At 50.2% G+C, this 16231-nt stretch carries 13 protein-coding genes; 5 read left to right on the top strand and 8 right to left on the bottom strand.

What is annotated here, in order from left to right; genetic code table 11:
- Positions 1-24: 24 nt before the first annotated feature.
- From Q7S09_03235 to Q7S09_03215, 5 genes are all read right to left on the bottom strand, one after another.
- Positions 25-414 (bottom strand): adenylyltransferase/cytidyltransferase family protein, encoded by a 390-nt coding sequence (locus Q7S09_03235; GenBank protein MDO8558177.1) that lies wholly within the window; start codon positions 412-414, stop codon positions 25-27.
- A 120-nt stretch (positions 415-534) separates the two neighbouring features.
- Positions 535-1572 (bottom strand): sigma factor-like helix-turn-helix DNA-binding protein, encoded by a 1038-nt coding sequence (locus Q7S09_03230; protein ID MDO8558176.1) that lies wholly within the window; start codon positions 1570-1572, stop codon positions 535-537.
- 169 nt (positions 1573-1741) lie between these two features.
- Positions 1742-2635 (bottom strand): protein translocase subunit SecF, encoded by an 894-nt coding sequence (gene secF / locus Q7S09_03225; protein MDO8558175.1) that lies wholly within the window; start codon positions 2633-2635, stop codon positions 1742-1744.
- 51 nt (positions 2636-2686) lie between these two features.
- A complete protein-coding gene (secD, locus tag Q7S09_03220; GenBank protein ID MDO8558174.1) occupies positions 2687-4162 on the bottom strand; it encodes a protein translocase subunit SecD in 1476 nt (491 codons plus the stop codon).
- 74 nt (positions 4163-4236) lie between these two features.
- Positions 4237-6735: a PBP1A family penicillin-binding protein gene (locus tag Q7S09_03215; GenBank protein ID MDO8558173.1), complete on the bottom strand. Its 2499-nt coding sequence runs from the start codon at positions 6733-6735 to the stop codon at positions 4237-4239.
- 96 nt (positions 6736-6831) lie between these two features.
- On the opposite strand from Q7S09_03215, the gene gpmI reads away from it, so the two are divergent.
- Positions 6832-8499, top strand: a complete 1668-nt coding sequence (gene gpmI / locus Q7S09_03210) for a 2,3-bisphosphoglycerate-independent phosphoglycerate mutase (GenBank protein MDO8558172.1) — start codon at positions 6832-6834, stop codon at positions 8497-8499.
- A 140-nt stretch (positions 8500-8639) separates the two neighbouring features.
- Here the strand turns inward: gpmI and Q7S09_03205 are convergent, their stop codons facing one another.
- Positions 8640-9224: an ATP-dependent Clp protease proteolytic subunit gene (locus Q7S09_03205; GenBank protein MDO8558171.1), complete on the bottom strand. Its 585-nt coding sequence runs from the start codon at positions 9222-9224 to the stop codon at positions 8640-8642.
- A 93-nt stretch (positions 9225-9317) separates the two neighbouring features.
- A complete protein-coding gene (gene tig, locus Q7S09_03200) occupies positions 9318-10625 on the bottom strand; it encodes a trigger factor (GenBank protein MDO8558170.1) in 1308 nt (435 codons plus the stop codon).
- Positions 10626-10710: 85 nt separating this feature from the next.
- On the opposite strand from tig, the gene Q7S09_03195 reads away from it, so the two are divergent.
- The gene (locus Q7S09_03195; GenBank protein MDO8558169.1) at positions 10711-11067 is read left to right on the top strand and encodes a TraR/DksA C4-type zinc finger protein; all 357 of its coding nucleotides are present in this window, start codon (positions 10711-10713) and stop codon (positions 11065-11067) included.
- Between the two features lie 57 nt (positions 11068-11124).
- Here Q7S09_03195 and Q7S09_03190 read toward each other — a convergent pair whose 3' ends face one another.
- Positions 11125-12111 carry a hypothetical protein gene (locus tag Q7S09_03190; protein MDO8558168.1) on the bottom strand — a complete coding sequence of 329 codons (987 nt, stop codon included), beginning with the start codon at positions 12109-12111 and terminating at the stop codon, positions 11125-11127.
- 156 nt (positions 12112-12267) lie between these two features.
- On the opposite strand from Q7S09_03190, the gene Q7S09_03185 reads away from it, so the two are divergent.
- The 3 genes from Q7S09_03185 to rny all read left to right on the top strand — a co-directional run bounded on the left by Q7S09_03185 (position 12268) and on the right by rny (position 16122).
- Complete coding sequence (locus Q7S09_03185) at positions 12268-13806, top strand: YifB family Mg chelatase-like AAA ATPase (GenBank protein ID MDO8558167.1); 1539 nt, start codon at positions 12268-12270, stop codon at positions 13804-13806.
- A 64-nt stretch (positions 13807-13870) separates the two neighbouring features.
- The gene (locus Q7S09_03180) at positions 13871-14242 is read left to right on the top strand and encodes a hypothetical protein (GenBank protein ID MDO8558166.1); all 372 of its coding nucleotides are present in this window, start codon (positions 13871-13873) and stop codon (positions 14240-14242) included.
- A gap of 347 nt (positions 14243-14589) precedes the next feature.
- Complete coding sequence (gene rny / locus Q7S09_03175; protein MDO8558165.1) at positions 14590-16122, top strand: ribonuclease Y; 1533 nt, start codon at positions 14590-14592, stop codon at positions 16120-16122.
- The last annotated feature ends 109 nt before the right edge of the window (positions 16123-16231 follow it).

Genomic DNA, 16231 nt, shown 5'->3' with positions numbered 1-16231 from the left:
CTACGATTTGGACCACCTCTCTGGTTATAGCAACCGGGTATGATATTTCTCCGGCCGATACGCGCGTATGCGGATAAGTCTGATTCTCGGGAGCATGCCGAATTTTATTTTTTCTCGGATATCTCTCCCAAGAGCCCGCTGGTCGTAACCAAGACAAATAACAGCCGGTTTATATTTTCTAACAACCGTGTATGTTCCTTGTTCCCGGTCACCGAGTATCGCACGCCACACAGCGTCGAGCCTTCGAAGCCCCTTAAGACGCGTTTTTTCGGGGTCGCTTGGAATTTTTTTCTTAAGCATGGACACCGCACTCGCACGGGCAACGATCGCAATGAGCCTATCGCCGTATGAAGATGCCCGACGCAAAAAGAAAAGATGTCCGGGATGCAGACGATCAAAAACGCCAAACACCATAACAGTGCGCGCGCTACTACGAGATCTTCGTGCCGAAATTTTTACCATATGCGCCGGCAAAGACACTAAAACATCGCGGGGAAAACCCGCGATGTTCTCAAAATCTGTGTTACTGCGTACTTAGCTGTTTGCGAGGGCATATTTCCCGCCTTCAACCCTGATGAAAAATTTCGGATTCTGGAGATTGAGCACGATGGTATTAGGACGGACCATGCGGCGCTTCAGCGTTTCCTCCACTACTTCTTCTTTGGTAAGCGGCCCCTTTTCTTTTAGAACTTCCGCCAATACGTCACGGACCGTACCGGGGGTATAGCCCCACTCGGAAAGCGCGTACAATCCTCTGCCAACCAGCACGAAACGCTTGTCTTTAATAAGTTCGTTGTGCACGGTCTGCACATATGCCTTACGATCAGAAAACTTTGCCTGGTTGATGCGTTCGGTAATTCCGGAAAAGTGCAGGGGTTTGCCTTCTCTCCGCATCACGAGATACGCCTTATCACGAACGCCTGCGGGTGTTATCTCCGGCCACTGGGTAAGTCCGAACTGACCGAATACGTTGCTACCGATCTCTTTTGAGATCTCGAGGTACGAGCGCGCCGTCCGATCGTCCATGCCAACATAAGCTTTCGCCGCATTAAGCAATTCTTCTTCTTCCCAGGTGCGATATTGCGTCTCTTGAAGTTTTGCGATCAGGTGCGTAACCATGTCCGTCATCTTTCGGCGCGAGGCCTCGTCGGTAACCCAGTGCGCATGATAGGCATCCGATTCGGACTCGTGGACGAACTTGTCGCCGAGAGTAAGAACAAACAAGATTGCCTGCCTTCGCGGATGCGGATGCGCCTCACCCGAGAGATGTTCAAGTATCTTTTCCTCCGCCCGCACATTGCCATATTCCTTAAAATGATCTTCCAGATATGTAAAGGCCGGGGAAAGCTGCGAGAGCACTTCTTCGCGCGAAAGCTGACGCAACGCATCGTTCTCTATCTGGCGGACGCGTTCACGCGTAATATCATAATCTCTACCGATAGCTTCAAGGGTTTCCCGCTTGCCGTTCTTCAAACCAAAACGACGCGCTACAACGATTTTCGTGCGCTTAGGAAGCGTATCCACGGCTTCATTTACAAGGGTATCGAATTTTATCGGAGAAATAATGCTCATAAAAAGGGCTTAAATTAGCTATTATTTATTCTTAAAAGCCCTCCACAATTTAGTTTAGCATGAAGTATATAATACGTCAAGTTCCTCATGCCAACTTCGTGCCAACTTACTTCTCAAGAACATCCAGACCATACCACCAACACGAAATCCTGTCCAGTCCCAGAAAAAACTAGCTCTTCTTCCGGCGTTCTTGCCAGGTGACCAAAATAGGAGATGCGAGAAAGATCGAGGAGTACGTGCCGATGGAAATACCGATGATGAGCGTGAGGGCGAAGTATTTGATTGACTCGCCGCCAAAGAAGAAGATGGCTGCAAGCGACAGCAGGATGGTGAGCGATGTATTGATGGAGCGGTGCATCGTCTGGTTTACGGATGCATTAACCACGTCGGAAAATTGGACATTCCGCATTTTGAAAAGATTTTCCCGGATACGATCGAATACCACGATGGTGTCGCTAACGGAATATGCGAGGACTGTGAGAATTGCGGCGATGAAAGAAGCTCCGACTTCAATGTGCAAATAGTGGCCGAGCGCGGAGAATGCTCCGAGAGTGATGATCACATCATGGAAAAGAGTGATGACTGCGCTTATTCCGTATTGCCAGCTTGGCACGGGACGCGACACCTTGCGGAACGACCAGGCGATAAATAACAGAACGAACAGCAATACCGCTCCAAGCGCCCAAAGCGAGCGCGTTTTAAGCTCTTTGCCGATAACGCTCCCGATGGTTTCAAACCGCCGCTCTTCGGCACCGGGAAATTTTTCTTTCAGAACTCGAATGACTTCTTTGTGCTTTACATCGTCAATTTCGCGAAATCTCATATTTATGCCTTTCTCGCCGGCGTTTTGGAGAATCGCTTCTCCGAAATCAAGAGATTTCAAAGTCTCAAGAACATTTTGCGCTTCCGGCCGTCCTTGGGAGAATTCAATCGCAAGAAAGCTCCCGCCCGTAAAATCGATGCTAAAATTCAGCCTCCACAAAAAGAGCACGATAATACACACAACAACACTCGTTCCGGAAATCGCATACCATATTTTCGATTTTTGGATGATGGGGAGCATAATTGCAGAAAATCCAAATATCAAATTTCAAATGCCAAATAGAAATCGTTTTCAAATACCTCTGACATTTGGACTTTGGGTTTGATTTGACATTTGAGTTTGGACATTTGGGCTTTGGAGAAACAGCCATCGCCATCCCTCCGCGCGCGTTCCCGCGAATATCAACAGAAGCGAGCGGGTGATGAATATTGCCGAAAAAAGGCTCACGATGATACCGATAATGAGCGTAAGCGCGAATCCCTTCACCACGCCCGAACCGACCCAAAAAAGTATGAATGCGGTAATCAGCGAGGAAACATTGGAGTCGCGAATGGAGGGCCATGCTCTTCCGAATCCCTCGGTAATACCCTGGGAAAATCCGAATCCTTTTTTGAATTCTTCCTTCATGCGCTCAAAAATAAGGACGTTGGCATCAACCGCAATACCCATGGAAAGAATGAACCCCGCAATACCCGAAAGGGTTAGCGTTACCGGCACAAGCTTGAATACAAAAAGAACCAATACGACATAGCAGACAAGGGCAAGAGCGGCAAAAAGTCCGGGCAGGCGGTACCAGACGATCATAAAAAGCGCGACGAGCAAGAAACCTACCATGCCCGCTTTAAGGCTCTTTGCAACAGACTCCGAGCCGAGAGCCGCGCCCACCGTCTCCTGCGAGACAATCTTGATGGGAACGGGCAAGGCTCCGGCATTCATGCGGTCGGCAAGCTGCCGGGCCTCGCGTACCGTGAAGTTCCCGGAAATAATCGCTTGCCCCCCGGTGATTACACTTTGTACCGTAGGAACAGAAATTGCTGCGCCGTCGAGATACACTGCTATGGGTTTTTGCAGAAATTCTTTCGTGAGATTCTCAAAAAGACGCGCCCCTTCGTCATCGAACTGCAGGGATACGGTTGGCGCGGATGTATTGGGATCGAACGTTACCTCGGTGCGCTCTAAAAATCTTCCGTTAAGTTCCGTGGGGACGAAATAGGGATCGGTACGCGCAATGCTTGCGGCAGAAGTCGGGCTTTTCAGTTCCTCAAGCAGTGTTGTCGTTTCCTCCTCCGGACGCGGTTTGCGGAATTCCAAAAATGGCGTCTCTCCGATCTGTTTGATGGCCTCTTCCACATCCTGTACACCGGCAAGCTCCACGATAAGTCTCCAGCGATCACCCACTCGGTTCACTTCAACTACCGGCTCTGCCACGCCGAAAAGGTTCACCCGCCGCTCTATGACATCCCGCACGCCCTCAAGGGCATCTCCCGCGCTTCCGACGATACTTGAAACATCGGCTTCGTACACCAGATGCGTTCCTCCCTGTAGGTCAAGACCCAGCCGGAAAGGAGTTTTTTTAAAATGCGGGAGCTCCCAGGAAATTTTTTTGAACACTCTGGCGTTCAAAAAATCAGCCGGCCTATCCCAAAGCTTGGGATGGGCGTAGCAGGCCGCCAAGAAAACAAGAACGGCCGTAAGAGGCAGTGTGAGACGGGACGAGATGGGTGAGACTCTTTTTATGGGTTTTCGATGGGGTAATGGGATTGGCATCGATTCTAAAAATCGTGAATTACAAAACGACAATATCCTACCAAAGAACCGGAGTTTGCACAAGACTGCACGTATTAGATATCCGGAGATAGCTCTTGGAATACCGACGGAAGCGGTGTCTCTGCCGAGATATCCGACGGTTCCGGATTTTCGATAGTTACGCCCGAAGAAGGGTCAATAGTTACCTCGCGCGTATCCTTAGCCATGTTTTCTACGTCATCATACACGCGCACGCTGAATGTGTGCAGAGCGCCTGTAATACGCTGGGGAAGTATATAGGTATAGGTGTAAGGCGACGTGAAGTCGCTTGAAATAAAGAGCGAATCAAAATAGAACTCCACGCGCGTAACGGGCCGAAAAGATGCCACATCGGCTGCAATATGTACGGCTCTTGACCGGATAATTTCTCCCGCGTACGGTGCACGGAGCATGACACGCGGAATAGAACTTTCCGTGTGGATATCGTCGTATGATTCCGGCGGCAGTTCGTTATAGTGGCCGCCTTGCGCATTTTCAGTGAGTACCCACTGCTCGATCGTATGCTCCCAATTCCAATATTGAGAATCTTCTTCTGGGTTTTGCGGAATCGGCCCTCGCGGATCATTTTTATCGACAAACGCGAGAATAGTGTGCACTTGGGGATAGGCGCGCTGTTCGATTAAGTGCTTTGGGGTAAATTCGGTTGCGCGCTTTCCGCTTAGCTTATCAATGGGGACAATGGCCTCGCCGCCAAGTTTTCCGTCAAGCACCGCCTTTCCGGCGGGCGCAGTGTCGGGAGCGGGAAAATCCTCAGCGGCATACGTACGCGCGGCAAATTTCATAAATTCGTTCCATAGAGGCCCTGCGGCGGAAATTCCGGCGCCCTTTTCACTCATGCTGCTATTATCATTGTTGCCCACCCAAACACCGGCCGCAAGACCCGTAGTATAGCCCAGTACCCACGCATCCCTGTTGTCTTGCGTGGTTCCTGTCTTTGCCGCAGCCTTAATATCAGGACCAAGATACAAAGCGCTCTCTGCTCCAAAAACGGGAGCTCGCGCTTCATTATCGGAAAGAATATCCGTAACCTGGCGAGAGGATTGTTCTGTTATTACGCGCCTTTCTTCGGACGTATATGCGCGAAGAATGTCTCCCGATATATCTACTATGGAAAGAATGGGGCGAATCTCATGAAAAATACCATCGGCGGCAAATGTCGCATAGGCCCCGGTCTCTTGCAGGAGCGTCAACTCTCCTCCTCCAAGCACCAATGAGAGTCCAAAACGCCCACGATCGGATAAGGTCGTGATGCCCATCGATTCTGCCATCTGAATAGTTTGTTCCACTCCGGCAAGATATAACGTTTTCACCGACGGTATGTTGAGAGACTGCGCAAGAGCCTGCCGCATCGTGACCGGTCCTCGGAACTTGTTGTCATAATTCCTCGGAACGTACTCCTTCGCTCCATCCGAACCGAAGTTCGTCTCAAGGTCAAAAAGTACGGTGTTTGGAGTAAAGCCTTTAGCGAAAGCCGTGGCGTAGGCAAACGGTTTGAAAGAGGAGCCCGGTTGCCGAAGGCGCGTTGCGACATTCACATTGCCGTCGATCTCCGGATCGAAGTAATCGCGAGAACCGACCATGGCAAGCACGTCTCCCGTTCCCGGGTCAATGGCAACCAAGGCCGCGTTTTCAGCTTTATATTGTTTTTCATTTTTGAGCGCATGTTTTTTCACCAATTCCTCGGCTTTTTGCTGGAGGTCCCAATCGAGCGACGTGACGATGTGAAGCCCCCCTTCTTCAAGATACCTGTCTCCGTATAAACTCTCCAGAATTTCTCGAACATGGAATACGAAATGGGGAGCGAGAATATTCTGGCGATTGGGAGCAAAAACAAGTTCCTCGTTCTTTGCGGCTTCTTCCTGTTCTTTTGTGATATATCCCAATGTTTGCATGCGCTTTAGCACAAAATCTTTCCTCTGCAGCAATTCGTCGAGGTGAGAGCCGTACGGCGAGTAGCGCGTAGGGGCTTTGGGAAGCGCTACAAGTGATGCGGTTTGCGCAAGCGACATGGTACGAGCCGAGGTGCCAAAATAGGTTTGCGCAGCCGCTTCAATTCCATAAGCGTTCGCGCCGTAAGGAATTTGATTCAGGTAAAACGTAAGAATCTCGTCTTTGGAATATTTGCGTTCGAGCTCGATCGCAAGAATTATGTCTTTGACCTTACGGAAGATGGTTCGCTCACGGCGATTGGTAAGCGTGTTGCCGATAAGCTGTTGGGTGATGGTGCTCCCTCCCTGGCGAATGCTGTACCGGCGCACATTCGCCCAAGCTGCGCGCAACATGGCCTTTGGCTCTATGCCGATATGGTGGTAAAAATTGTCATCCTCCACGGCCACAGTTGCTTTTTTCACCGTGTCGGGGATATCCTGCGAGGCTATCACCGTGCGTTTTTCCTCACCGTGAATATCATACAAAAGCACCGTGCCGGTACGATCGAATATTTTCGTGGATTCGGCTACCTGCCGCTCGGCGAATTTTCCTGGGCTCGGAAGATCCTTCGCGGCATAAATGAAAAAACCGCCGAGAAAAAGCATCCCGAAAACAAAGAGCCCCAAACCAAAGAACGTTAAAAACCTAAAGAAGCGTAGGGCGCGAGACGATCTCCTTCCGATAAATCTGTTGCGGCGCATGTGTCCTTTAGTGTAGTCTCGGATAAGACAAAATTCAAGTTTAAAAAAAAATACGTTGTCGCGATAGACCACGAAGGGTATACTGAGATCATGATTATCAGTCCCGTTGTGCTGTTGGTTTTGGACGGGTGGGGAATAACGCGCAATCTTCGGGGTAACGCGATCAGGGAGGCGTATACTCCGGCACTAGACTACATTGCCGCGTTTCATCCCTCGCTGGCCCTGCGGGCTTCCGGTTTTTCCGTAGGCTTGCTGTGGGGGGAGCCGGGTAATTCTGAAGCCGGGCACACTGCAATTGGTACCGGCAGGATCGTATACCATCATTTGCCTCGTATTTTGCAAGAGATCCGTAATGGGATTTTTTTTGAAAACCCGGTCCTGGTTGGCGCTATAGCGCATACCAAAAAATATCATTCTCGGCTCCATATTGTGGGGCTTGTCTCCGGAGCGGCCGTCCACAGTTATCTCGAACATCTCTACGCGCTTTTTGAACTTGCACAAAGAACCAAAACGCCAACCTTGCTGCATGTCTTCACCGACGGCAAGGATAGCCCGCCGGGACAAGCGCTTAGCATACTTGAAAGCGTCCGTTACCGTATTTCGGAAAATTCCTACCCGGTGCAATACGCAACGATCATGGGACGATACTATGCGATGGATCACTCGGGAGCATGGGATAGAGTAGAGTCTGCCTACAAAACCCTTACGGGAGAGGCGGGCATGAAAGTCGGAGACCTTCTGGAGCACGTGAGCGGAGAATACGTGAGGGGCGTCACGGATGAATTTATCACGCCCGCCGCAAGCATCCTTGGCGGAGCGAACGGGGAAGGATACATCCGGCCCAACGATGCCGTTATCTTTTTTAACTTTCGCAAAGACGGCATGCGGGAGCTGGTCTCCGCGTTTGCCCTGCCTGATTTCGACGGTTTCTCGCGTCCTTTCCTGCAAAACCTGTACATTGCAACTTTTACGCAATATGAAAAAAATCTTCCGGTCGGTGTTGCTTTCTCGGAACCGGACATCTTAAATCCTCTTTCCGAAGTTATCTCAAGACACGGCATAAAACAATTGAAGATTGCCGAATCCCAAAAGATTGCCCATCTTACATACTTTTTCAGCGGTGGGAGAGAGGAGCCGTTCGCTTTTGAAAGCCGCTCTGTCCTTCCGTCAGACCCTGCGGAAAATCTTGCGCTACATCCGGAAATGCGCGCAGACGATATCAGCCAAGAGATCGTACGGGCAGTGGAGCGTACGGGATACGAATGCATCATCGCAAATCTGGCAAATGCAGACGCGGCCGCGCACACCGGAAACTACCAGACGACGATGAGGGCGGCAGAGGCCGTTGACCGCGCCGTGGAACGTATTTATAAATCTATCGCGCACCGGCGCGGCGCGCTTATCATCACGAGCGACCATGGAAGCGCCGAGGAACTTTTTAACACCAGAACAGGGAACGTAAAAACAGGACACAGCGAAAATCTTGTCCCCCTCTATTTTATAACGAGCCGAAACCGCTTCCGGGCCCTAAGAGAGGAAAAAGAACTTGAACGCCGATTCGGCCAGCCGATGGGAGTGCTCGCGGACATTGCGCCTACGATCCTGGAACTTCTCGGCGTGAAAAAGCCTCCCGAAATCACCGGGAGAAGCCTAATGGGACTGCTTTGATCTAAGAAAAACCGCCGGTTTTAACCGGCGGTTTTTTGATACAAAGCGAATGATTCCTTCTTCTGCTGTTCGACAATCCCATCCTCGCGCCACGTCTTGCCGAACAAGCGGGGGTGGAATGCCGTTCTGTTCAGAAAATTTTATGAAATTTTGGACAAAACTTTATCCACAATACCATAAACCTTCGCTTCCTGGGCGGTCATGAAGAAGTCACGATCGGTATCCTGATTGATCTTCTCTATTTTTTGGCCCGTGTGCATAGCCAGGATGGCATTCAGCCGCTCTCTCACCTTCAAAATATGCCGGGCAGAAATTTCGATTTCCGTTGCCTGTCCTTCTGCGCCCCCCATAACTTGATGAATAAGCACTTCGGCATTCGGCAACGCGTATCGCTTCCCGTCGGCTCCTGCGGCAAGCAATATGGCCGCAGCAGAAGCTGCCAGCCCAATGCAGATGGTTGAAACGGGCGCTTTCACGTACTGCATGGTGTCGTAGATGGCAAGCGCCGAAGTTACCGAGCCTCCGGGACTGTTGATGTAAAGTTTGATATCTTTTTTACCGTCTTGGTTGTCCAAAAAGAGCAATTGCGCGATGATGCTGTTTGCCACCACGTCATGCACGGGACTGCCAAGAAAAATGATGCGGTCCTTAAGCAATCGAGAATAAATATCATACGCCCGCTCTCCGGTGGGGCTTTTTTCGATGACCATGGGGATGAGTTCCATACAAAGAATCTCCAATTTCTAATTTCTAATATCCAATAAAAGAAAGGGTGAGTAGAACAGTCGAAGATTTTATTGAAAATTAGGCATTAGATATTAGACATTAGTTTCTATAATGCATTCTTTCTCCAAAAGATTGAACACTTCTTCGTTCATCAACACGCTTTCGGCATACTCCCGCAACACCTCTTTGTCATACCGCTTTTTCGCCTCTTTCTCCGATGAGCGATTTTTCATGATTTCCTGTACGCGTTCTTCCACTTTTTCTGCAGGGATGACAAGGCGCTCGCTTTTTGCGATGGCGCGGAGCGCCAACGCAATGCGTACGCGCTTTTGGGCCTCCGGCCGCCAGTCAGCTTCGAGCTCCTTGCGTGATTTTTTGAGATGATCGAGATACGCTTCGAAAGAAAGGCTCATTCCTCCGACCCGTTCTTCAAGATCCTGGAACATCTTTTCAATTTCACGCTCTATCAGTACATCGGGAATTTCCATTTTCGCGTTACGCGCTATCTCGCTTATTGCCTCTAGGCGAACGCGGGATGTTTCATGCTCCTCTTTCTCTCTCCGAATACCGCCTTCAACGCTTTTTTTAAGTTCTTCAAAAGTTTTAAAATCTCCGAGGCTCTGGGCAAAAGCATCGTCTCTCTGGGGAATAATGCGGTCAAGAAGGCTTATAAGCTTCACCGTACAGGCCACTTCGCGTCCCGCGTATGCTTTCTCGTGATAGCTGTCGGGGAATGTCAGCAAGAACGTCTTTTCTTCACTCACATTCATCCCCTCTATCTGCTCCTCAAATCCCGGAATAAATCTCCCCTCTCCAAGCACAAAAGGATGTTTTTGGGCGCTTCCACCTTCTATAATAACACCCCCGAGTCGTATGGTAAAATCAATCTCCGCAAAATCTCCTTTTCGGGCAGGATGAGTGCTGGCAACATAGCGAACCCGTGATTTTTGCAAATATTCCAGTGCTTTTTCAAGCTCCGGTTCGGTCATAGCAATCTCTTTGCGATGCATGCGTGTCTTTTTCCAGTCGGGCAGTTTAACGTCGCCAAGTGCCGCAACGCGCACTTTGTATTGCAAGGAATCTCCCCGGGCGATCTTTACCACCTCAATTTCGGGTTTGCCGATTGCTTCAATCTGGTGGTGCTTCACCACATCCGGATATGTGTTCTCTATAGCAATATGCGCTGCTTCGTTAAATAGAGCATCGGTGCGGATATATTTCTCGGCCATAGCAGGAGGTATCTTGCCCTTACGAAACCCCTCGATCTCCAATGTCTGGGCGAGACGGCGCAGAGCTTTCTGAAAACACGTCTCAACATCCGGAGGGGCAACTTCCACCGTTATCTCATGCATCCCCGGCCCAGAAAGCTTTTTTATCGCTGTAGTATATTTTTCTATCATAACGCAAGGTGCAGTATATCACTATCGCTTGACGCCTGTCTACAATCCCTTGTAAGTAAAAGGAATTGTAGTATACTGTTTCTATATGGATGCGGTACTCATTCAAGAACTTCAACAAAAACTTAAACGGGAACAGGCTCGTTTGCGTGCGGTCATTGGGACGGTTGCAAAAAAAGAGGGAAAGTCCTACGCGCCCACATTCGTTGAAATGGGCGAGGATGAAGAAGCGGGGCAGGATGAAGCCGAGCAATATATTATCAATGCCTCAACGGAAGAAGCACTTGAGCCGATGCTTGCGCGCATTGAACACGCGCTCAATAAGATGGAGAAGGGTGTATACGGCGTATGCGAGAAATGCGGGCAGGACATCGCGCCCGAGAGACTTCGCGCAGTTCCCGAAGCGGAATATTGTCTGGAGCATGCAAAGGAAGCCGAGGAATGAGTAGTATAAAAACTTTGTAAAAGAAAAACTTGCTCCGTGCACGGAGCAAGTTTTGTTTTAAATTGCAATTGCAGGAACCTTGCCGCTCCGCACCATGACCGCTCCGTAAAGATAGGAGAACGGAAGCGAAAGGTCTCCGTCCCGGTCGTTCCTAATAACGTCATCAAAGACCGGAACACCCTTGTCGGTTTGTGAAGAGATTTCAGTATCCCACTGACAAGAGTCTTTGATGCCCTTGGCAATGTTCTCGGCGCTATCGCCGCGTTTTTGAAGACGCGCCCGGCGTATGTCCTCCGGCACCAGAAGGTAGAACGCCATCGTATTCTCTGGATACAACGTCTTGAGTATTTTCGCCGTTTTGGGAGTAAGAATCGCAAGCATGAAAGCCTGTGGAGATGATATCGCCTGCTCCACATAGAGCCTTTTGGTACCATATCGCTTGCCGCGTTGCCCCTCGGTCCACAAGAAAGCTCCTTGTGCAAATAAAGCGTCAAATTCTTCCTCGGTCACATACTCATATTCCCGGTCGGTCGCCCGGGGAGAGCGCGTGGTCGTGCTCACGAGCCACCGGGCATTCGGCACCGATTCTTTCAGACGCGTAGCAAGTTCCGTCTTGCCCGCTCCGGTAGGCCCGGTGAGCACCAAAATACGCTTTGAAGAACCTGGCGTTTTTGTTTCCGTCTTTGTGCCGGATTTCAAAAGACCGGCAATATCCTCGCCATCCTGGAAAAGTCTTCGACGCTCAACGGGACGTTTTTCTTTCTCTGCCCGCTCGATACCCTGTTGCATGCCGCCTGAAATTCCAAGGTCCGTGTAGACCACGGACGCCTCTGCAAGATTTCCCCACGTAAGTCCGGCCTCAATGCCGAGCGCGCGTTCTTCCGGAATAGTGTCGTCCAGCACGCCGGACTGGGTATATAACAGATGGCTTGCGAGAGGAGCCTCTCTCCTCCGCAGAAGGCTGTCTCGCATACACGCTCGGGCATAAGCCACATTAAGCTCAACATCTCCCGCATAGGGACTTTCTACGACAACGCGTTTCATGTCTGTATCCTCCATTGGTAATGAACTGTTATTACTCCGTAAAGATAGCAAATCTTCAAGAAAGAGCAATGAGAACACGTAGTTGACACAACCTTTCACCAATTGTTACACTTTGCTGTCACGCACATACATTGATTATCCGCGTTAAACGAATTCATGCCTTCAAAAATATCAAGCGGCGCAACCTGGGGACTTGATGCCATCCCCATTCAAGTTGAGGTGGACACTTCGCCTGGACTTCACCTCTTCCATATCGTTGGCCTTCCCGACAAAGCCGTGGAAGAAGCGCGCGAACGCGTGGGGACGGCGCTTCGAAACTCCGGCTTCGATCCGCCGCACCGCCAGGCGCACCGTGTTATCGTGAACCTCGCGCCCGCGGACATCAAAAAAGAGGGTCCCGCGTATGACCTTCCTATTGCGATGGGGTTTTTGCACGCAACCCGGCAAATTGTTTTTGATCCCCTTGAAAAACTTTTTATCGGTGAGTTGGCGCTCGACGGCGCCCTGCGCCCCGTTGCAGGCATTCTTCCCATTATTGAAATGGCTGCGAAGAACGATCTTTATGAAGTATTCGTGCCGTATGAAAATAGGCGCGAGGCAAGCCTCATTAAAGACGCCATCGTCTATCCCGTCCGCACGCTCGGAGAGCTCGTGAACCATCTTTTGGGAAAGGTTGTGCTTGAGCGATATGAAGCAGACAAAGATCGTATTGAACAGGAAAACATGCCGGGGGAAAGGCAAATTCTCGACATGGCCTACATTCAGGGACAGGAACACGCAAAGCGGGCGCTGGAGATTGCGGCCTCCGGAGGACATAACGTGCTTTTTCAGGGACCACCCGGCTCGGGCAAAACGCTTCTTGCACAGGCAATGGTGGGTATTATGCCGCGGATGTCTCAAGAGGAAATTCTTGAGGTTACCAAGATATTTTCCATAGCAGGGCTTCTCGACGCGCGTACATCGGTCGTTTCTGACCGTCCCTTCCGCAGTCCGCACCACACGGCCTCCGGCATCTCGCTCGTTGGCGGAGGAACATATCCTAGACCGGGCGAGATCACGCTCGCGCACCGCGGTATTTTGTTTCTCGACGAATTTCCAGAATTCGGGCGCTCGGTGCTCGAAAATTTGCGTCAACCGCTTGAGGAAGGACGAGTCACGATAAGCCGGGCGCAGGGCGCGATAAGTTTTCCGGCCCGTTTCACCTTGGTTGCGGCAATGAATCCGTGTCCCTGCGGAAATGCGTCGGACCCCGAAAAAGAATGCGCCTGCCCCGCAACGAGCATCCTAAAATACCAGCGGAAAATTTCTGGGCCCTTGCTTGACCGCATTGACCTGCACGTTGAAGTCCCACGCCTTAAATATGAAAAGCTAGCAAGCGAAAAAGTTGCGGAGGAATCTTCGGCCATTCGCGCCCGCGTAGAATCAGCGCGCGCAATGCAAAAAGAGCGCTTCAAAGATAAATCCATCCTCACCAATGCCGAGATGGGCGTGAAGGACCTCAAAGAATTCTGCAAAGTAGACGAGAAGGGCGAGGCGCTTTTGAAAGATGCAGTAACGCGCATGAAGCTTTCGGCGCGAAGCTATCATCACATTCTTAAAGTCGCGCGTACCATTGCCGATCTTGCGCAAAGCCCAACTATCCGCGTCGAGCACATTGCCGAAGCGATACAATACCGGAAAAGGAGTGAAATCTGAGCATCTTCAGATTTCACGAGCAGCTTCCCTATTTCTGAAAAATGTTAGCTGCCCAGGAGGAAGCATGAAATCGATTGTAATGACGGTTGAAGGATATCAGTGTTCCTACTGTTCTTTTCAAGACGTAAGCAGTGGTACCGTTGAGACCCATGAGCAATTCGGACATTGCGCCAAGAACAACTTTAACATCCACTGCTGGAAATACTTGAACATCGACAAGCGCATGCCCATCCAATGCGACCTTTGCGGCCTGAAGATTTGCGACGAAGATGCCACCATAACGGGTCTCGCCCTCTGGGTTACAGCGCTCCTAAACAGCGGAACTGACCCGACCAAAGAAAAACGGTTCCGGGAATGGATGCGGAGCTGTAACTACAAAGACCCAAAAAAATTTATGGCGTATATACAAACGATAGACATGCGACGGATCCGCTAGTTTCTCTATCCCGCGATATTTATATCTCGGGATTTTTCTTTACTTTAAAATATTAGAGCTCCCGTGTCCAATCGTAAAAAATGATGGGGTTGACAGATGTATGGCGTATTTGCTAATGTTCAGATAAAGAATTATAAGAGTGCTTACCTCGTTAATTATGCAGGAATTATCCGTAGATCACCCTTACCGTCGTCCGAGTTTTCTTTCGGTCTTTTTTCGCAAAGACACTGTATTTGGATTTTGGGGAGCTTTTGGAAAAAACAATTCCGAGGTTCTTCGGCAGTCGCACGAAAAAAAGAACTTGAATGCTCGTACGCGCGAAGGTTTTGGGGCGATCTTACTACCTTATGATCATCAGCATTTACTTTGTGCTGGCGGGCGCAGGATTTCTGTGCGTCGGAGCGGTGTTGGGGTATCTGGCCCGCCAATCCATAGCCAAGCGTCAAATAGATACCGCGGAAGCGCGTATAGGAAAACTGCTTAGCGATGCGCATGTAAAAGAGCAGGATATACTGCTGAAAGCGAAGAACGATGCGCAAAAACTCCTCGAAGAAGCAAAGCGGGAAGAGCGTGAAGGAAGGCAGGAGTTAAAACGTCTTGAAGACCGCCTGCTCCGCCGCGAGGACCAGCTGGATCGGAAAAGCGGAGAACTCGAACAGGCCGATGAGGCTCTGAAGGCGCGTATTGTAAAGGTCAAGCAGGTGAAGGATGAGCTTGAGGCGCTGAAAGAAAAGGAATTCAAAGAATTGGAACGCGTCAGCGGGATGAGCCAGGAACAAGCACGATCCGAGCTTGTGGCAAAAGCAGAAAAAGAAGCGGCGGATAACATCTCGGAACGCCTAAGACGTCTTGAGCGCGAAGGAAGCGAAGCCATTGAGCGCAAAGCCAAAGACATCATGGCTACGGTGATCCAGCGCTACGCCTCAAGCCATGTGGCTGACGCCACTACAACCGTTGTCAATCTTCCCTCCGACGACCTGAAGGGACGGATCATTGGGAAAGAAGGCCGCAACATTAAAGCTCTGGAGCGCCTGACGGGCGTGGATATTATTATTGACGATACGCCCGAAGCCGTCATTCTCTCGTCGTTTGATCCGGTTCGCCGCGCCATCGCCAAGGCGGCTATCGAAAAACTTATTGCCGACGGACGGATTCAACCGGCACGCATTGAGGATACCGTAGAATGGGCAAAGACTGCCATAAATCAAAAAATGCGTGAAGCCGCGGAGCAGGCCGTGTATGACGCGGGCATCACCGGCCTTGATCCGCGCCTCCTGCCAATCATAGGGAGGCTCCATTATCGCACAAGTTATGGGCAGAACGTGCTCGCACACTCGGTGGAAATGGCGCATATCGCCGGAATGCTCGCAAGTGAGCTTAGCGCGGACGTGCAAGTATCCAAAAAAGGTGCACTGCTCCATGATATCGGCAAAGCCGTTGATCATGAAGTGCCGGGCACCCATGTGGAGATCGGCAGGAAAATTTTGCAGAAATTCGGCGTTGAGGAAACGGTGGTCAAGGCCATGCAGGCCCATCATGAAGAATATCCCTACGAGACCATTGAATCGATCATTGTGCAGATCGCCGATGCGCTCTCGGGTGCCCGGCCCGGCGCAAGACGAGACACGGTAGAAATCTATCTGAAACGCCTGGAAGAGCTTGAGAAAATCGCAACTTCATTCGAAGGCGTGGAGAAAGCATATGCCATACAGGCGGGCAGAGAAGTGAGGGTTTTTGTAACACCTGATCGGATCAGTGATGCGGAAGCACACATTCTGGCAAAAAATATTGCCCATCGTATTCAAGAAGATCTCAAGTATCCCGGAGAGATCAAGGTGAACGTCATACGAGAACTTCGGGCGATAGAATACGCAAGATAAAATCAAAAATCAGAGATCAGAAATCAAAATTAAGGAGTGAAAGTTTTTCTTCAAAAAACTTTCACGATACTCCAAAATTTTGCATTTTGAGATTTGCATTTTGAATTTT

This window comes from bacterium (assembly GCA_030649025.1).
Lineage (GTDB): Bacteria > Patescibacteriota > Minisyncoccia > JAUYLV01 > JAUYLV01 > JAUSGO01.
This window is presented reverse-complemented; position numbering and strand designations above follow the sequence as displayed.